The organism is Streptomyces sp. AgN23, assembly GCF_001598115.1.
GTDB classification, from domain to species: domain Bacteria; phylum Actinomycetota; class Actinomycetes; order Streptomycetales; family Streptomycetaceae; genus Streptomyces; species Streptomyces antimycoticus.
The window spans coordinates 2187243-2207956 of record NZ_CP007153.1 but is presented as its reverse complement, the minus strand read 5'-3'; the positions used below and the strand labels follow the sequence as shown (position 1 = coordinate 2207956).

Below are 20714 nucleotides of genomic sequence, written 5' to 3'. Positions count from 1 at the left end.
ACAGCGCTCCCGTCCTATCCGGCGGCGACGAACATCCGGCTGCCGGGCATCCGCAGCGGTGTGCTGGTCACGTCGGAGAACCCGGCCCGACGGAACGCGGCGCGCCATTCCTCCTCGGGTGGCAGCGTTACCTCCATCGAGCTGGAGTGCAGGTACGTGAAGAGCGCGCTGAAGCTCCGCTCCCTCGGATCGGCGACGTAGGGCACCGCGTCGGTGACGACGAGACACCCCCCGTCCGCGACCGACGCGCGGCAGGTGCGCAGAACGCCATCGAGCACGTCGGGTTCGCTCACCACGTCGTGCATCACGAATCCCGCGTGCACGACGTCCGCGTCCTGGACCGGCGAGCAATCCTCGACGAGCGATTCGATCGACCGGTTGACCACCTGAAGACGATCGCCCACCTCTGCCCGCCGGGCGGCCTGTTCGGCCTCCTCGCAGGCCGCCGCGCTCAGGTCCAGTGCCAGTCCGGTGCTGTCCGGTAGCGCGGTCAGCAGGTGGATCAGCAGACCGCCGGCTCCCGCGCCGAGATCCACGATCCGCCGAGGTTTGCGGCTGGTGATCTCCGAGATGACGCCGGGGTAGAAGCCGTACGACCCGATCCAGCGGGACGAGACCGCCACCCGGCGCCCGTCACGCTGGTACCGCGCGCCTGCCGCCGCCGGATCGCGGAGGAACAACGTCGCGTTGTCGATGTACGGGCGGTTCGCATTGAGCGCCCAGGAGAGGTATCCGGCCGCGTACCGGCGGTCGGCCATGTCGGAGCAGGGTCGGAGACAGTGCCGGTCCTCGTCCCGCTCCACCAGTCCCGCGCAGAGCAGTGCGTCGAGAAACGCGGCGGCACCGGACTCAGGCACGTCGGCAGAGGCCATCACCTCGTGGAGAGTGAAGGGTGCGGCCCGGTCCAGGAGGGCGGAGAGGCCGAGGCCATCGGCGATCTCAAGGAGAGCGGCGTCAGCGGCCAGATCGGCGGCGGTCTCCCTGGAGTCGGTCCTGTTCATGCGTCGCTCCCGTATTGAGGAGGGTACTTCTCGAAGTAAGGCGTCATAAGGCGCTCCGCACATGCGAGCCGGCTGATGTCGAGCAGGCGTCCGGGCCCGTCGACCTTGCTGGACAGCTGGGAATGATGGGATAACCGATCTGGCGCTCCATATCCGATCTTCCATGGGTCATCATTCGGTGACCCGCGGCCAAAGACATCGGTGACGACCGCCGTTACGGTTGCGCCACCCCCCGGCCGGACACCGGCGGGGCATCGTCGAGGCATTCCGCAGCGGGCCCCGGGCTTCCTGCTGAGAACTCTTCCGCGTGCCCTCCGCGAGAGTGGGCACGAGCGCCGCCCGTGACGGACTCGGCTGACGGAACGACAGGGGAACCGCGGGGGCGAGCCGTAACTGTGGCTCCTACCGATGGCGTGAACAGGCGCGTCCTTGGAACATCGCACCCGTTGGAGTGGACGCACGGTTTGGTCGGCGCCCGGATCCCTGGCTGCCGTCGGGATCACGACTGCCTGAAGGCCCGTCACGGTCGTTCTCCTTCCTTCGTCGGATGCGCCCGCCCGTAAGGAGTTCTTGTGATCCCTGCGTCGTATGCGCAGCGTCAGATGTGGTTCCTGGACCAGCTGGAAGGCCCGACCGCGGTCTACAACATCCCGCTGGTGCTGCGGATGTCCGGACGGCTGGACGTCGTGGCGCTCCGGGCCGCGCTGGACGATGTCCTGGTCCGGCACGAGAGTCTGCGCACGCGGTTCCCGCAGCTGGACGGGGAGCCGTATCAGGAGATCCTTCCCCCGGACGAGGCGGGCGTCGACCTGGCCGTGGTTCCCACCCCTGCCGACGAGCTGGAATCCGCTGTCGTCCGCGCGTCCATGGACGTTTTCGACCTGGCGGCCGACATCCCGCTGCGGGCCACACTGCTCACGCCGGTGTCCGGGCAGCCGCCGGTGGACCGCGACTCGGTGGTGACCGGTGAGTGTGTGCTGGTGCTCGTGGTGCACCACATCGCCGCCGACGGGTGGTCGGTGGCCCCGCTGTGGCGGGACCTTTCAGAGGCGTACGCGGCGCGGTGCGCCGGGCGTGCGCCGGGCTGGGAGCCGTTGCCGGTGCAGTACGCCGACTACAGCCTGTGGCAGCGGGAGTTGCTGGGTGAAGCACACGACCCGGACAGTGCGCTGGCCAGGCAGCTCACGTACTGGCAGCGGGCCCTGGCCGGGGCACCGGAGGAGCTGGCCCTGCCGCTGGACCGGTCGCGTCCCGCGACAGCCGATCACGACGGCGGACTGGTGCGGCTCGACCTGCCTGCCGAACTGCACGCCGAGTTGGCGGAGCTGGCGGCTCGGCAGGATGTGACGATGTTCATGGTGTGGCAGGCCGCGGTGGCGGTGCTGCTGTCCAAGCTGGGCGCGGGGGAGGACGTCCCGATCGGCAGCCCGGTCGCCGGGCGGACCGATCAGGCCCTGGAGGATCTGGTCGGGTTCTTCGTGAATACGCTGGTGGTGCGCACCGACCTGTCCGGTGCCCCGACCTTCGCCGAGGTGCTGGGGCGGGTGCGGCGGTCTGCTCTGGGCGCACTGGAGCACCAGGAGGTGCCGTTCGAGCGGCTGGTGGAGGAGCTGGCCCCGGTCCGCTCGGTGGGCCGCCATCCGCTGTTCCAGGTCAACGTCACACTCCACAACACCCCCGAGGGGACGGTGGACCTGCCGGGCCTGGTGGTCCAGACCCGGCCGAGCGAGATGCCCCTGGCCAAGTTCGACCTGGACTTCCAGGTGGTGGAACGATTCGACAGCCAGGGCCGGCCGGCCGGTATGGACGCCGTGCTCATCTATGCCGCCGCTCTGTTCGACCGGGCCACCGCCGAAGGCATTGTCACCCGCCTCGTCCGGGTCCTTCGCACGGTGGTCGCCGACCCCGGAATCGGGCTGGACCGTGTCGAGGTGGTGGACGCCGACGAACGCCGGCGGACGCTGGTCGAGTGGAATGACACCGCGCGCCCGGTGACGCCCGCGACGGTGCCGGAGCTGTTCAGCGCGCAGGCTGCGCGCACGCCTGAGGCCGTGGCGGTGGTATCGGGCAAGGAACGGGTCTCGTACGCGGAACTGGAGGCGGAGTCGAACCGGTTGGCCCGGTACCTGATCGCCAGGGGTGTGGGCCCGGAGTCGCTGGTGGCGGTGGTCATGGATCGCTCGCCCGAGCTGGTCACGGCGCTACTGGCGGTGATGAAGGCGGGTGGCGCGTATCTGCCGGTCGACCCGGAATATCCGTCCGAGCGCATCACCTCGATGGTGGCGGACGCGGCCCCGGTCGCTTTGCTGACGACTGCCGCGGTTTCCGGCCGCCTGGGCTGGTCAGGGCCACCTGCCGGACTGTCCGTGGCGCAGTGGGTCGTGCTGGACGATCCGGTGGTGCGGGCCGCGGTGGCCGGGCAGGACACATACACCCTGGTCCAGGCCGACCGAAGCGCCCCACTCCGGCCCGAACACCCGGCCTATGTGATCTATACCTCTGGATCGACCGGTGCTCCCAAAGGTGTTTCTGTCGCGCATGCGAATGTGGCAGCCCTTTTGCAGGGGGCGGGGGAGCGGTTCGGCTTCGTCAGCGGGGACGTGTGGACCTGGTTCCATTCCTTCGCGTTTGATTTCTCGGTGTGGGAGCTGTGGGGTGCGTTGCTGCACGGCGGGCGCCTGGTGGTGGTTCCGTTTGAGACCTCGCGCTCTCCCGGGGAGTTCCTGCGCCTGCTGGCACGGGAGCGGGTGACGGTGCTCAGCCAGACTCCCTCGGCGTTCTACCAGCTCGTGCAGGCCGACGGGCAGCAGGCCGAGGTGGGCGCCGAACTGGCGCTGCGGCTGGTGGTGTTCGGCGGTGAGGCGCTTGATCTCCGTCGGCTGCGGGAGTGGTACGCCCGGCACCGGGGTGAGACGCCGATGCTGGTGAACATGTACGGCATCACCGAGACCACCGTGCATGTCAGCCACCTCCGACTCGACGCGGCCATGGTGGACGACGAACACATGGGCAGTCTCATCGGCTACCCGCTGGACAACACTCGGGTCTACGTCCTCGACGACTTCCTCAATCCGGTGCCGGTCGGCGTGGCGGGCGAGCTGTACGTGGCCGGCGCCGGGCTGGCACGGGGTTACCTGCACCGTCCGGGCCTGACCGCCGAGCGGTTCGCGGCCTGCCCGTTCGAGGGCGCCGGGGGGCGAATGTACCGGACCGGGGACGTGGCGCGCTGGACCAGCGGCGGGCGGCTGGAGTTCCTGGGACGGGCGGATGACCAGGTCAAGGTCCGGGGGTTCCGGATCGAACCGGGTGAGGTCGAGGCGGTGCTTGCCGGGCACGAGCGGGTGGGGCAGGCCGCGGTGGTGGTCCGCGAGGATCAGCCTGATGACAGGCGTCTGGTGGCGTACGTGGTTCCGGCGAGGGGCTCGGACGACACGAACGCACTCGCCGGTGCGTTGCGTACGTACGCGAGCGGATGCCTGCCCGAGTACATGGTGCCGTCCGCGGTGGTGGTGCTGGACGGCTTGCCGTTGACGGTGAACGGGAAGCTGGACCGGAAGGCGCTGCCGGCGCCTGAGGTGTCCGTGTCGGCGCACGGGCCGCGGACACCGCGGGAGGAGATCCTGTGCGAGGAGTTCGCCGAGGTCCTCGGGCTGCCGCAGGTGGGCATCGATGACAACTTCTTCGAGTTGGGTGGGCACTCGCTGCTCGCGGTGTCGTTGGTCGAGCGGCTGCGGCAGCGAGATCTGACCGTTGACGTGCAGGCGTTGTTCACCGCACCGACGGTGGCCAGTCTGGCCGTGGTGGCCGGTCAGTCCGAGGTCGTGGTCCCGCCGAACATGATTCCGGTGGGGGCGGAGGCGATCACGCCGGACATGCTGCCGCTCGTCGATCTGACCGGCGAGGAGATGGAACGGCTCGTCGAGCAGGTCCCAGGCGGGGCGGCGAACGTGGCGGACGTGTATCCGCTGGCGCCCTTGCAGGAAGGCATCTTCTTCCATCACCTCATGCGGGACAGCGGCAACGACGCATACGTCGTGTCCATCGTGTTGGAGTTCGACTCCCGGGCCCGTCTGGACCGGTACTTGGACGCTTTCCAGACGGTCGTGGATCGGCATGACACCTTCCGGACGGTGTTCCTGTGGGAAGGCTTGCGGGAGCCGGTCCAGGTGGTGCTTCGCGAGGCCCGGCTCCCCGTTCGGGAAATCACCCTGGACGGCGCGGCCTTCGACACGGTCCAGGAGCTGCTGGACGCGAGCGGTTCGGCGATGGATATCGACCGGCGCCCTTTGCTGCGGGTGTGTGTCGCGGCCCAACCGGACGGTCAACGCTGGCGTGGGGTGTTGCAGTTCCATCATCTCGTGCAGGATCACACCGCCCTGGACGTGGTGCTGGACGAGGTGCAGGCGGTCCTGGACGGGCGGGGGGATCAACTGCCGGTGCCCTTGCCGTTCCGCACGTTCGTGGCGCAGGCACGGATGGGAGTACCTCCGGCTGAGCACGAGCGGTACTTCGCGGAGCTGCTGGGAGACGTGGCCGAGCCGACGGCTCCGTTCGGGCTGGTGGACGTGCATGGGGACGGTACGGCTGTCAGGGAGGCCCGGCTGCCGGTGGACGGGCGGCTGGCGGTGCGGTTGCGGCAGCAGGCCAGCCTGCTGGGGGTGAGCCCCGCGACGGTGTTCCATACCGTGTGGGCCCGCGTCCTGGCATCGGTGTCCGCCCGCGATGACGTGGTGTTCGGCACCGTGCTGTTCGGACGGATGAACGCCGGAGCGGGGGCCGACCGTGTCCCGGGGCTGTTCATCAATACGCTGCCGGTGCGCGCGCACACCGGCAATGGCATCAGTGTGCGTGACGCCATGCGCTCGATGCAGACTCAGCTGGCCGACCTGATCGTGCACGAACACGCCTCACTGGCTGTCGCCCAGCGTGCCAGTGGCGTCCGCGCCCCGGCACCGCTGTTCACCGCTCTGCTGAACTACCGCCACTTCTTCAGCGGCGACTGGGTGGCGCCCAAGCCACACGGGACGGAGATTCTCGGCTCCTGGGACCGGACCAACTATCCCCTGGTCGTGTCCGTGGACGACAGCGGCTACGAGTTCGCCTTCGTGGTACAGGCGGCCTCGGCGATCGACCCGGACCTGATCAACCGCCTGCTGCACACCACCACCGAAAACCTGGTCAGCGCTCTGGAACAGCGTCCGGACACCCCACTCGAGCACATCGATGTCCTCTCCGCGGCCGAGCGGCGGCGGATTCTGACGGAGTGGAACGACACCGCCCGCCCGGTGCCCGTCACCACCCTGGCGGACATGTTCACCGCCCAGGCCACCCGCACCCCCGACGCCGATGCGCTGGCCTACGAAGACGTGCGGCTGTCCTACGCCGAGCTGGAGGCACGTGCCAACCGCCTCGCCCGGTATCTGATCACGCGCGGAGTGGGGCCGGAGTCCCTGGTCGCGGTGGTGATGGACCGCTCGCCCGACCTGATCACGGCGCTGCTGGCGGTGGTGAAGGCCGGTGGCGCCTACCTTCCCATCGACCCTGGCCAGCCCGCCGAGCGCGTCGCCTTCATATGTGCCGACGCCACCCCGGTCGCCGTGCTCACCACCACGGCGATCGGCGGCCGACTGCGTGAGCCCCACCCGGACGGGCGCGGACCGGAGACCGGCCCGCAGTGGATCACGCTGGACGACCCGGTGGTCCGGGCGACGGCGGCCGACCAGGACCCGCGCGCACTCACCCAGGCCGACCGGATCGCCCCCCTGCGTCCGGACCACGCCGCCTATGTGATCTACACCTCCGGTTCCACCGGGACGCCCAAGGGTGTCGTGGTGGAGCACGCGAACGCCGTGAACCTCATGGCCGACCGCTGGCCGGACCTGGACTCCGACAGCCGATTGCTGCAGTTCGCGTCGATCGGCTTCGACGTCGCGACCTGGGAGATCATGATGGCGTTCGCCGCGGGGGCATGCCTGGTGGTGGCGCCGGCCGAGCAACTGCTGCCCGGAGCCGGACTGGCCGGTGTGGTGGCCCGGCACGCCGTCACGCACATGCAAATCCCGCCCACGGTCCTCGGCATGGTCGAGACCGAGGCCGAACTCGCGTCCGTACGGACGTTGCTGGTCGCGGGTGAGGCACTGGGCTCCGAACTCGTCGACCGGTGGGGCGCCGGCCGCTGGTTCGGCAACGCGTACGGACCGACCGAGATCACCGTGATCGCGGCCTCCGCGGGCCCGCTGCGCCCCGGTGACCCGCCGTGCATCGGCCGGCCGCTCCCCAATACCAGCGTCTATGTCCTCGATGAACACCTCGCGCCCGTGCCGGTGGGGGTGGTGGGCGACCTCTACGTCTCCGGCGCCGGTGTCGCCCGGGGTTACCTGAACCGCCCAGGGCTCACCGCCGAGCGGTTCGTGGCCGATCCGTTCCGCGGGGCGGCCCCATCGCCCGGCCCGGCGGCCGGGGGGCGTCCCGAGCCCGATGGCGGGCAAGGAGGGCGGATGTACCGCACCGGCGACAAGGTGCGCTGGACCGCTGACGGTCAGCTCCTTTACGTCGGCCGCGCCGACGACCAGGTGAAGATCCGCGGCTTCCGGATCGAGCCGGGTGAGATCGAGGCCGTGCTGGCCGGGCACGAGCGGGTGGCGCAGGCTGTGGTCATCGTCCGTGAGGACACCCCCGGTGACAAGCGTCTGACGGCCTACCTCGTCCCCACTGGTGCCCCTGGCACGGCCGCCGGCGAAGGGCTGGAGTCGGAGGTACGCGGGCACCTGGCAGGCAGGCTGCCGGAGTACATGGTGCCGTCCGCGATCGTGGTGCTGGAGCGGCTGCCACTGATGGTGAACGGCAAGCTCGACCGGGCCGCCCTCCCGGTGCCGGACTACGCCTCCGACGCGGGACGGCGGCCCGCCACCATGCGTGAGGAACTCCTGTGCTCGCTCTTCGCGCAGGTGCTGGGCCTGTCCCGGGTCGGGGCCGAGGACGACTTCTTCTCCCTCGGCGGGCATTCCCTGCTCGCGGTGCGGCTGGTCAGCAGGATCCGCGCGGTCTTCGGTGCGGAGGTGCCGGTGCGGGCGCTGTTCGAGACGCCGACCGTGGCCGGTCTGGCGGCGCGGCTGGAGCAGGCCGGTGGCGATGCGGCGCGGCCCGCGGTGGTGGCCGGACCACGTCCGTCGGTGTTGCCGCTGTCGTACGCACAGCGCCGGTTGTGGTTCCTGGAGCGTCTCGAAGGCGCGAGCGCGCTGTACAACGTTCCGCTGGTGCTGCGGCTGTCCGGGCGGCTGGATGTGGCGGCGTTGCGGGCGGCGCTGGGCGATGTGGTGGCGCGGCACGAGAGTCTGCGGACGCGCTTTCCGGAGGTCGAGGGGGAGCCGTATCAGGAGATCGTGCCTGCCGCCGAGGCGAGTGTCGACCTGCCCCTGATCCCGGTCGCTGCCGCTGACGAACTGCGGGCGCGGATCGACCGGGCGTCCTCCCATGCCTTCGACCTGACGGCCGAACTGCCCGTGCGCGCCACCCTGTTCGCGCTCGACTCGGACCAGTCGCCGCCAGAGGATGACCTGGTGGTGACGGGTGAGTCGGTGCTGGTGCTGGTCGTGCACCACATCGCGGCCGACGGGTGGTCGATGGGGCTGCTGTGGCGGGATCTGTCGGTGGCGTACGCGGCGCGGTGCGCGGGGCGCGGGCCGGGCTGGGAGCCGCTGCCGGTGAGTTACGCGGACTACACGCTGTGGCAGCGGAAGTTGCTGGGTGAGGCGGACGATCCGGACAGCGTGCTGGTCGGCCAGCTGGCGTACTGGCGGGAGGCGCTGGCCGGGGCGCCGGAGGAACTGGCCTTGCCGGTGGACCGACCGCGGCCCGCGGAGGCCGGCCACCGGGGTGGGCTGGCCACCTTCCAGGTGCCCGCGGAACTGCATACGGAGCTGGCGGAGCTGGTCCGTGCCGAGGGTGTGACGATGTTCATGGTGTGGCAGGCCGCGGTGGCGGTGCTGCTGTCCAGGCTGGGCGCGGGGGAGGACATCCTCATCGGCAGTCCGGTAGCCGGGCGCAACGATCAGGCCCTGGAAGAGCTGGCCGGGTTCTTCGTGAACACGCTGGTGGTACGCACCGACCTGTCCGGTGACCCGACTTTCGCCGAGGTGCTGGGGCGGGTGCGGCAGAGGGCGCTGGGTGCGCTGGAGCACCAGGAGGTGCCGTTCGAGCGGCTGGTGGAGGAGCTGGCCCCGGCCCGTTCGATGGCCAGGCACCCGTTGTTCCAGGTCGCCCTGACGCTGCACAACGTCCCGGACGTGGCGCTGGACCTGCCCGGGGTTGAGGTCGGCGTCATGCCGTCCGGGGCACAGGGTGCCAAGTTCGACCTGGACCTGGAGGTCATCGAGCGTTTCGACGCACGGGGTCTGCCGGCCGGTCTGGGCGGCGGCATCACCTATGCCACCGATCTGTTCGACCAGGCCACGGTGGACATGCTCGGCACCCGGCTGATCCGGGTCCTGCGGGCGGTCGTCGGTGATCCCCGTCGGCCCATCCGCGGGATCGACCTGCTGGATGCCGCGGAGCGGCGGCGGATCCTGACAGAGTGGAATACAGAGTGGAACGACGCCGCGACGTCGGTACCCGATGGGGGGCGCGTATCGATCGCGTATCCGTCGGCCCACACGCGTGTCTACGTCCTGGACGCCTTTCTCGAACCGGTGCCGCCGGGGGTGGCCGGTGAGCTGTATGTAGCGGGTGCCGGGCCGGCCCGCGGGGAGCGGCACCGTCCGGGTCCGGTCGCCGAGCAGATCGTGGCCTGCCCGTTTGAGGAACCCGGTGCACGGATGTACCGCACCGGTGACGTGGTGCGGTGGGACCGCGCCGGTCAGTTGGAGCTCGTGGCGTCGGCGGAAGAGCAGGCGGAATCCGCCCCCACCGCCCTGCCCGCCCCTGAATCCCGATCCGGCACGGGACCGGGAAGGCGACCGGCCACGGTGCGCGAGGAGCTTCTGTGCGCGGTCTTCGCCCAGGTGCTGGGCGTGCCGCAGGTCGGGGTCGACGACAGTTTCTTCGAACTGGGCGGACATTCGCTGCAGGCGGTGCGGCTGGCCAGCCGGATCCGCACCGTGCTGGGAGTCGAACTGCCCGTCCGCGCCCTTTTCGAGGCGCCGACTGTGGCCGGTCTGGCGGCGCGGCTGGAGCAGGCCGGTGGTGTGCCCGCGCGGTCGGCGGTGGTGGCCGGGCCGCGTCCGCGGGTGCTGCCGCTCTCCTATGCCCAGCGGCGGTTGTGGTTCGTGGACCGGCTCGAGGGCGCGAGCGCGCTGTACAACGTTCCGCTGGTGCTGCGATTGTCCGGGCGGCTGGATGTGGCGGCGTTGCGGGCGGCGCTGGGCGATGTGGTGGCGCGGCACGAGAGTCTGCGGACCCGCTTTCCGGAGGTGGAGGGGGAGCCGTACCAGGAGATCTTGTCCGTCGCCGAGGCCGGTGTGGACCTGCCGGTGGTCCCGGTCGCCGCCGACGAGCTGGAAGCGGAGATCGAGCAATCGGCTTGCCACGTCTTCGACCTCGTGAGCGAGCTCCCCCTGCGCGCCACGCTGTTCACCTCTGCCGTCGGCCCGTCGCCGGCTGATGCCGGGACGGTGGTGACGGGTGAGTCGGTGCTGGTGCTGGTTGTGCACCACATCGCGGGCGACGGGTGGTCGATGGGGCTGCTGTGGCGGGATCTGTCGGTGGCGTACGCGGCGCGGTGCGCGGGGCGTGCGCCGGGCTGGGAGCCGCTGCCGGTGAGTTACGCGGACTACGCGCTGTGGCAGCGGGGGATGCTGGGCGATCCGGAGGATCCGGACAGTGTGCTGGCCGGCCAGGTGGCTTATTGGAGGGCCGAGCTGCGGGGCGCGCCGACGGAGTTGGAGCTTCCGGTGGACCGGCGGCGCCCCGCGGTGGCCAGTCACCGGGGCGGCTGGGCGGTGATCGACGCTCCGCCGGAACTCCACGCCGATCTGGCGGAGCTGGCCCGTGCCGAGGGCGTGACGATGTTCATGGTGTGGCAGGCCGCCCTGGCGGTGCTGCTGTCCAAGCTGGGTGCGGGGAAGGACATCCCGATCGGCAGCGCGGTCGCCGGACGGACCGACCAGGCGGTGGAGGAGCTGGTCGGACTGTTCATGAACATGCTGGTGGTGCGCACCGACCTGTCCGGTGACCCGAGCTTCGCCGAGCTGTTGGGACGGGTGCGGCAGAGGGCGCTGGGTGCGCTGGAGCACCAGGAGGTGCCGTTCGAGCGGCTGGTGGAGGAGCTGGCCCCGGCCCGTTCGATGGCCAGGCACCCGCTGTTCCAGGTCACCATGACGGTGCAGAACGTTCCCGAGGCGACGATCGACCTGCCGGGTCTGGACGTCGAGGCCCGCCCGGGCGGAGCCACCATGGCCAAGCTCGACCTCGACTTCCAAGTCGTCGAGCGGTTTGACGAACAAGGGCGGCCCGACGGCCTGCTCGGCGGACTCACGTACGCCACCGACCTGTTCGACCAGGTCACGGCTGAGACGCTGGTCACCCGGCTGATCCGCCTCCTGAAGACCGTCACCGCCGACCCTGCCCGTCCCGTCAGCCGCCTGGACCTGCTGGATTCCGCCGAGCGACGGCAACTGCTGACGGAATGGAACGGCGACCGCCGCCCGGCCGACGTCACGGTGCCGGCGTTGTTCACCGCGCACGCCAGCCGCGCCCCTGAGGCCATTGCCTTGGCGTCTGGCGAGGAGCGGGTCTCGTACGGTGAACTGGAGGCCCGGTCCAATCGTCTCGCCCGGCATCTGATGGACCGTGGAGTGGCCCCTGAGTCCCTCGTCGGCGTGGTCATGGACCGGTCGATCGACCTCGTGACCGCTTTGCTGGCGGTGATGAAGGCCGGTGGCGCGTATGTGCCCGTCGATCCCGGCCAGCCGCCCCAGCGCATCGGGCAGGTGCTGCTCCAGGCCGACGTGGATGTGTGCCTGGTCGACCAGGTGTACGCGCCGGCCGTGCGGGAGCACGTCGGCACGGTGGTCGTGGCCGGCGCGGCCGAGGCGGCGGCCGCGTGGGCCGACGCGCCGGACTCGGCCGTACCGGTGCGGGTCCTGCCCGACCAGTTGGCCTACGTGATGTTCACCTCCGGATCGACGGGTGAGCCCAAGGGCATCGCGACCACCCACCGGGACGTGGTGGAACTGGCCGGTGACCGCTGCTGGCACTTCCCTGGACAGGCCCGGGGCCTGTTCGCCGCGCCGCACACCTTCGACGGCTCCACCCTTGAGCTGTGGGTACCGCTGTTGACCGGCGGACAGGTGGTCGTCGCCCCCCGGGGCCGGATCGACGCGGCGCTGCTCAGGTCGCTGGTCAGCGACCACGAGCTGACCCACGTCCAGCTGACCGCGGGCCTGTTCCGGGTGATCGCCGAGGAGGACCCCACCGCGTTCGCCGGGCTGCGCGAGGTGTTCACCGGCGCGGACGTGGTCCCAGCCGCGGCGGTACGGCAGGTGCTGGAGGCCGTGCCCTCGATCACGGTCCGCAACACCTACGGTCCGACCGAGGTGACCGTCATCGGTACCCAGATCCCGATCCAGGATCCCAAGGCGATCGGGGATGTCGTGCCGGTCGGGTATCCGCTGGACGACACGCGGATGTACGTGCTCGACGAATTCCTCAACCCCGTGCCGGCGGGGGTGGCCGGTGAGCTGTACATCGCCGGCGCGGGGCTGGCCCGGGGGTATCTGAACCGTCCGGGGCTGACCGGTGAGCGGTTCGTGGCCTGCCTGTTCGAAGGCGGCGGCGCGCGCATGTACCGGACCGGTGACGTGGTGCGCTGGAACCGCGCCGGTCAGCTGGAGTTCGTGAGCCGGGCGGACGACCAGGTGAAGATCCGTGGCTTCCGCGTCGAACCGGGTGAGGTCGAGGCGGTGCTGGCCCACCACGAGCGGGTGGCCCAAGCGGTCGTCATCGCCCGCGAGGACACCCCCGGTGACAAGTACCTCGCCGCCTACGTCGTGCCCACCCACGACGCGGCGGACACCGGGCTCGTCACGGTGGCGGGGGACTTCATGGCGAGTCGGCTGCCGGAGTACATGGTGCCGTCGGCGGTGGTGGTGCTGGACCGGCTGCCGCTGACGGTGAACGGCAAGGTCGACCGGGCCGCGCTGCCCGCGCCGCACCACGCGTCCGGCACTGGCACGGGACCGGCCAGGCGACCGGCCACCGTGTACGAGGAGCTTTTGTGCTCGGTGTTCGCCCAGGTGCTCGGCCTGCCGCGGGTCACCGTGGAGGACGACTTCTTCGCGTTGGGCGGGCATTCGCTGCTGGCCGTGCGGTTGGTCAGCCGGATCCGGGCGGTCATGGGTCTGGAGGTCCCGGTCCCGGCGGTGTTCGAGGCGCCGACTGTGGCCGGTCTGGCGGCGCGGCTGGAGCAGGGCGGTGGTGTGCCCGCGCGGTCGGCGGTGGTGGCCGGGCCGCGTCCGCGGGTGCTGCCGCTCTCCTATGCCCAGCGGCGGTTGTGGTTCGTGGAGCGGCTCGAGGGCGCGAGCGCCTTGTACAACATTCCGCTGGTGCTGCGGTTGTCGGGACGGTTGGACAGCTCGGCGTTGCGGGCGGCGCTGGGCGATGTGGTGGCGCGGCACGAGAGTCTGCGGACCCGCTTTCCGGAGGCGGAGGGGGAGCCGTACCAGGAGATCTTGTCCGTCGCCGAGGCGGGCGTCGACCTGCCGGTGGTCCCGGTCGCCACCGACGAGCTGGAAGCGCGGATCGACCGGGCGTGCTCGCACGCCTTCGACCTCGCGAGCGAGCCGCCCCTGCGCGCCACGCTGTTCACCTCGGGCACCAGTCGGCCGACACCCGATGCCGGGTCGGTGGTCACGGGCGACTTTGTGCTGGTGCTGGTTGTGCACCACATAGCGGCCGACGGCTGGTCCATGGGGTCGCTGCTACGGGACCTGTCGGCCGCCTACGCGGCGCGGTGCGCGGGGCGTGCGCCGGGCTGGGAGCCGCTGCCGGTGAGTTACGCGGACTACGCGCTGTGGCAGCGGGGGATGCTGGGCGATCCGGAGGATCCGGACAGTGTGCTGGCCGGCCAGGTGGCTTATTGGAAGGCCGAGCTGCGGGGTGCGCCGACGGAGTTGGAGCTTCCGGTGGACCGGCGGCGGCCCGCGGTGGCCAGTCGCCGCGGTGGCTGGGTGCCCCTGACCCTGCGGGCCGACCTGCACGCCGAGTTGGCGGAGCTGGCGGCCCGGCAGGGTGTGACGATGTTCATGGTGTGGCAGGCCGCCCTGGCGGTGCTGCTGTCGAAGCTGGGCGCGGGGGAGGACATCCCGATCGGCAGCCCGGTCGCAGGGCGGAACGACCAGGCCGTGGAGGACCTGATCGGGTTCTTCGTGAACACGCTGGTGGTGCGCACCGACCTGTCCGGTGACCCGAGCTTCGCCGAACTGTTGGGACGGGTGCGGCAGAGGGCGCTGGGTGCGCTGGAGCACCAGGAGGTGCCGTTCGAGCGGCTGGTGGAGGAGCTGGCCCCGGTCCGCTCGCTGGCCAGGCACCCGCTGTTCCAGGTCATGCTGGCGGTGCAGAACGTTCCCCAGGCGATGATCGACCTGCCGGACCTGGACATCGAGGCCCGGCCCTCCGAAGTCTCCATGGCCAAGTTCGACCTCGACTTCCAGGTCGAAGAGCGCTTCGACGACCAGGGCCGGCCGGCCGGTGTGGACGGCGGGATCACCTACGCCTGCGATCTCTTCGACCGGGCCACGGCCGAGACGCTCGCCACCCGGCTGGTCCACATCCTGCGCACGGCCGCGGCCGACCCCCACCGGTCCCTGCACGGAATCGATCTGCTCGACGACGACGAGCGGCGGCGAATCCTGACCGAGTGGAACGACACAGCACGCCCGGAGCCCGCCGCCACCGTGCCCGAGCTGTTCGGCACGTGGGCCGCGCGTACCCCCGAGGCCGTCGCGCTGGTCCGCGGCGACGAGCGGATGACGTACGCGCAGCTCGACGCGGAATCCAACCGCCTCGCCCGGTATCTGATCGACCACGGGGTACGTCCCGAGTCCGTGGTCGCGGTGGTGATGGACCGTTCGCCCCAGAGGATCGCCGTGCTGCTGGCGGTGCTGAAGGCCGGCGGCGCCTATCTGCCGATCGACCCGTCGTACCCCGCCGGTCGCATCGGTCTCATGGTGGCCGACGCGGCGCCGGTCGCCCTGGTCACCACCGCGTCCTTCGCCGGCCGACTCGACCAGCCCGGCTCGGGCCCCCTCGACCCGGAGGCGGGCCCGGACCGGATCACGCTGGACGATCCGGCCGTGCGGGCGGCGGTGGCCGGCCAGGACGACGGCCCGCTCACCCGGCTGGACCGTCCCGCACCGCCGCGTCCTGACCAGGCCGCCTATGTCATCTACACCTCGGGCTCCACCGGCACCCCCAAGGGAGTCACGGTCACCCACCGGGGAATCGACCGCCTCGTGCGTCCGGCCGAGTACGCCGATGTACGTCCCGGCGCTGTCGTGGCGCACCTCGCCTCGGTGTCGTTCGACTGCACCACCTTCGAGATGTGGATCGCCCTGCTCAACGGGGCGACACTCGCTGTCGGCCCCGCCGGGACGCTGTCCGTGGCCGGCCTCCGGCACTTCTTGACCGACCATCAGGTCACCGTCGCCGTGCTGCCCACGGGCCTGTTGCACCAGGTGGTGGACATCGACGTCGAGGCGCTGCGAGGCGTCCGCACCCTCCTCACGGGCGGGGACGTGCTCTCGGTACCACAGTGCCGGACCCTCCTCGAGGCTCTGCCGGACACCCGGCTCATCAACGGGTACGGCCCCACGGAGAGCACCACCTACACCCACACCCACCCGGTCACCGAGGCCGACACCGGCGACGGGGGCGACATCCCCATCGGACGCCCGCTGGCCGACACCCGGGCGTATGTGCTGGACGAGCGGCTGGCTCCGGTGCCAGTGGGAGTGGCGGGAGAACTGTATCTGGCCGGCGCGGGGCTGGCCCGGGGGTATCTGAACCGTCCGGGGCAGACCGGTGAGCGGTTCGTTGCCTGCCCCTTCGAGGGAGCTGGTGCGCGGATGTACCGGACGGGTGACCTGGTGCGCTGGGCCCGTGCCGGGCGGTTGGAGTTCGTGGGCCGTACGGACGACCAGGTGAAGATCAGCGGCTTCCGCGTCGAACCGGCCGAGGTGGAGGCGGTGCTGGCCGCGCACGAGCTGGTCGCCCAGGCGGTGGTCGTCGTCCGCGAGGCCACCCCGGGTGGCAAGCGCCTGAACGGCTATGTGGTGCCCCGGACCGACGCCCCATCCGCCGGGAAGCCGGGCGGGCCCGCGGTGGCAGACGCGATACGGGAGTCCCTGGCGGCCCGGCTGCCGTCGCACATGGTGCCGTCGGCGCTGGTGGTGCTGGAGCGCCTGCCGCTGACGGTGAACGGCAAGGTCGACCGTGCCGCGCTCCCGGAGCCGGACCACGCCTCCGGCGCCGGTGCGGGACGGACGCCGGCCACCGCCCGCGAGGAGCTTATGTGCTCGGTGTTCGCGCAGGTACTGGGGCTGTCGCGGATGGGGGTCGAGGACGACTTCTTCGTCCTGGGTGGGCATTCCCTGCTGGCGGTGCGACTGGTCAGCCGCATCCGGGCGGTCTTCGGGGCGGAGATCTCCGTGCGAACCGTGTTCGAGGCGCCGACTCCGGCCGGTCTCGCTCGGAGGCTGGCGCAACCCGGTGGCCCGGCGCGGCCGACGGTGGTGGCCATGCCGCGTCCGCGCGAGCTGCCGGTGTCCTACGCGCAGAGCCGGCTGTGGTTCCTGGACCGGCTCGAGGGGCCCAACCACATGTACAACATCTGCCTGCGGCTGCGGCTGTCCGGGCATCTGGACACCACGGCCCTGCGGGCGGCCCTCGACGATGTCGTGGCCCGGCACGAGAGCCTGCGGACCACCTTTCCCCTGGTGGGCGATCGGCCGACCCAGCGCGTCCAGCCCGTCGAAGAGGTGGCCATCGAGATGCCGGTCACTGCCGTCGAGGCCGCGGAGCTGGAGGAGCGCCTCGGCCGGCTCGCCGCCCATGCCTTCGACCTCGCCGCCGAACTGCCGCTCAGGGCGGACCTGTTCCGTCTGACCCAGGGTGAGTCGCCCGACGACGAAGAATGGGTGCTTTCGGTGGTCCTCCACCACATCGTGGGTGACGGGTGGTCGATGGGTCCGCTGTGGCGGGATCTGTCGGAGGCGTACGCGGCACGGTGTGCGGGGCGTACGCCGGATTGGGAGCCGCTGCCGGTGCAGTACGTCGACTACACGCTGTGGCAGCGGGCGTTGCTGGGCGATATGGACGACCCGGAGAGCGTGCTTGCCCGGCAGGTGGCCTACTGGAAGGCCCGGCTCAGGGGAGCGCCCCAGGAACTCGCCCTCCCGGTGGACCGGCCGCGGCCGGCGGTGGCCGGCCGCCGCGCCGGATGGGTGCCGCTGCGGATACCGGCGGAGGTGTACGCACGGCTGACCGAGCTGGCGCGCGGTCAGGGGGTGACGATGTTCATGCTGCTCCATGCGGCGGTCGCGGTGCTGTTGTCGAAGAGCGGCGCCGGGCGGGACATCGTGATCGGCAGCCCGGTGGCCGGGCGGCTGGATCAGGCCCTGGACAACCTGGTCGGGTTCTTCGCGAACACCCTCGTGCTGCGCACCGATCTGTCAGGTGACCCGGACTTCGTGGAGTTGCTCGACAGGGTGCGTGCGGCCAGTCTGGAGGCGTTCGAGCACCAGGACGTTCCCTTTGAGCGGCTGGTGGAGGAACTCGCCCCCGCGCGTTCGATGGCCAGGCCCCCGCTGTTCCAGGTCCTGCTCGCCGTGCAGAACAACCGTCCGGCGGTGCCGCGGCTGTCCGGTGTGCGGGTGGCCGAGAAACCCGCCGGGCTGCTGTCGGCCAGGTTCGACCTGGACATCGAGGTCCACGAGCGGTGTGACGAAGCGGGGGCGCCGGTCGGCCTGGACGGCGGGATCGTGTTCGCGGCCGAGCTGTTCGACCAGTCCACCGTGGAGACGCTGGCGGCCCGGCTGGTGCGGGTCCTGGAGGCGGTCACCGCGGACCCCACCCTGCCGGTCCACCGCATCGACCTGCTCGATGGCGCGGAGCGGCGGCGGATGCTCGTGGAGTGGAACGACACCGCCCGCCCGGTGCCGGATGCGACCCTCGCCGAACTGTTCCGCCGGCAGGCCGATCGCGCCCCCGACGTCCTCGCGCTGGTCTCCGAGGACGAGCGGGTCTCCTACGCCGAGCTGGAAGCACGGACCAATAGGCTCGCCCGGTACCTGATCGCCCATGGGGCGGGGCCGGAAACCGTGGTCGGCGTGGTCCTCGACCGCTCGGTGGAACAGGTCGTCGCACTCCTGGCCGTCATCAAGACCGGCGGCGCCTATCTGTCCATCGACCCCGGCCAGCCGCTCCAGCGCATCGACCAGGTGCTCGCCGACGCCTCCCCCGAGGTCGTGGTGAGCACCGGCGAGGTCACCGCCCACCTGCTCGAACGCCACTCCGGTCAGCCCCGGTTGGCGCGGTCCGCGGCGGAGTGGATCAGGCTGGACGATCCGGCGGTGCGGGCGGCCGTGGCCGCGGCGGACGCCCGGGCGGTCACCGACACCGACCGGGGACGGCCGCTGCTGCCCGGTCATCCGGCCTATGTGATGTACACCTCCGGGTCCACCGGCACCCCGAAGGGTGTGACCGTTCCGCACCACGGGGTGGTCAACCAACTGGCCTGGATGCAGGCAGAGTTCCAGCTGCGCGCGGAGGACCGGATCGTACAGAAGGCGTCGTTCGGGTTCGACGCCTCGGTATGGGAACTGTTCTGGCCGCTGCTGAACGGTGCCGGGATGGTGATGGCCCGACCGGGTGGGCACCGGGATCCCGCGTACCTCATCGAGCTGATCAACCGGGAGCGGGTGACGGTCATTCAGTTCGTCCCCTCCGTGCTGCGGGCGTTCCTGGAAGACGCCGCCGTGGAGAAGTGCACCAGTCTGCGGACGGTCATATGCATCGGGGAGGCGCTCCCGGCACCGGTGCGCGACCGCTTCCAGGAGATGCTGGCGGTGCCGTTGCACAACCTCTACGGCCCCACCGAAGCCTCGGTCGCCGTCACCTCATGGCGGTGCGATCCGGAGCGGGACGGCGGGACGGTGCCGATCGGGCGGCCCATCTGGAACATCCGGGCGTATGTGCTCGATGGAGGGCTCCGGCCTGTGCCGCCGGGCGTGGCGGGTGAGTTGTACGTGGCCGGCGCCGGGTTGGCCCGGGGGTATCTGGGGCGTCCGGCACTGACGGCTGAGCGGTTCGTGGCCTGTCCGTTCGGGCCGACGGGTGAGCTGATGTACCGGACCGGAGACATGGTGCGGTGGGACGCCGCGGGCCGCTTGGAGTTCGTCGGCCGCGTGGATGACCAGGTGAAGATTCGGGGTGTCCGGATCGAGCCGGGTGAGATCGAGGCTGTGCTGGCCGGACACGAGCAGGTGGCGCAGGCGGCGGTCGTCGCTCGTGAGGACACCCCCGGTGACCCGCGCTTGGTGGCGTATGTCGTTCCGGACCCCGGAGCTGGCGACGGGGGAGGTGGTGATGCCGGAGTCGATGACGCCGGAGGGCAACTGGTGCCCGTGGTACGGCAGTTCGCGGCGAGCCAGTTGCCGGAGTCCATGGTGCCGTCGGCGGTGGTGGCGCTGGAGCGGTTGCCGTTGACGGCGAACGGCAAGCTGGACCGGGCCGCGCTACCCGCACCGGACTACTCGGCCGGCACCGGACGGGGCGGGCGGGGCCCGGTCACGCTGCGGGAGCAACTGCTCTGCTCGATCTTCGAGCAGGTGCTCGGGGTGTCGTCCGTCGGGGCCGAGGAGAGCTTCTTCGAGCTGGGCGGGCACTCGCTGATGGCGGTGCGGCTGGTCAACCGGATCCGGGCCGTCCTTGGCATGGAGGTGCCGATGCGGGCGGTGTTCGAGGCGCCGACCGTGGCCGGCCTCCTTGCCCGGATCGCCGAGAGTGGCGAGCAGAAGACCACGGATGTGCTGGTGCCCATGCGGTCAACCGGCGACCACGCGCCGTTCTTCTGCGCCCACGCCATCATGGGGCTCGGCTGGGAATACGGCTGGCTGGCCGACTGTGCGCCGGAGCGCTATCCGTTCTATGCCCTGCGGCCGCGGGGACTGGACACGGACTCGGCCGAACTGCCTGATTCCCTGTCACACATGGCCGCCGACTACGTCGCGCAGATCCGTACCGTGCAGGCCAGCGGCCCGTACCACCTGCTCGGCTGGTCTTTCGGCGGTCATGTGGTCCAGGAGATGGCCGCTCAGCTGGAGGAGGCCGGTGAAGAGGTGGCGGCCTTGGTCGTGCTGGATTCGAGCCCGGTGGACGGCCGCCCTACCGCCGAGGTGCGGGCGGACTTCGCCGAACAGGAGGACACGGTGGCCGAGGCGCTCACCGGTGAGGAGCACGAGGCGTACGTCCGGATCGTGCGCAACAACACGAAGATCCTGCTGGCACACCAGACGCGGAAGACAGCCGGCGACCTGCTGTTGATCTCCGGTGACTCGGACGCGAAGGCGGACCTGTGGCGCCCCCTGGTCTCCGGAGAGGTGCTGGAGCACACGCTCGACTGCCCGCACCGCGAGTTGCTGCTGAACCCTGAAGCCGTGCGGCGGATCTGGGACATCGTGGCGAACGAGCTGGGCCTGGCTGAGACTGATTAGCCACTTT

Annotated in this window: 2 protein-coding genes; one reads left to right on the top strand and one right to left on the bottom strand. The window is 70.9% G+C overall.

Annotated elements, in window-relative coordinates; all coding sequences use genetic code 11:
* Window positions 1–14: 14 nt before the first annotated feature.
* The gene (locus AS97_RS09580) at window positions 15–1001 is read right to left on the bottom strand and encodes a class I SAM-dependent methyltransferase (RefSeq protein WP_059147524.1); all 987 of its coding nucleotides are present in this window, start codon (window positions 999–1001) and stop codon (window positions 15–17) included.
* 572 nt (window positions 1002–1573) lie between these two features.
* On the opposite strand from AS97_RS09580, the gene AS97_RS09575 reads away from it, so the two are divergent.
* Window positions 1574–20707 (top strand): non-ribosomal peptide synthase/polyketide synthase, encoded by a 19134-nt coding sequence (locus AS97_RS09575; RefSeq protein ID WP_210564698.1) that lies wholly within the window; start codon window positions 1574–1576, stop codon window positions 20705–20707.
* Window positions 20708–20714: the final 7 nt, after the last annotated feature.

What these genes read in the sequence shown, in the direction of transcription:
- AS97_RS09580 (WP_059147524.1), bottom strand. Translation starts at nt 1,001, where the DNA reads ATGAACAGGACCGACTCCAGGGAGACCGCCGCCGATCTGGCCGCTGAC.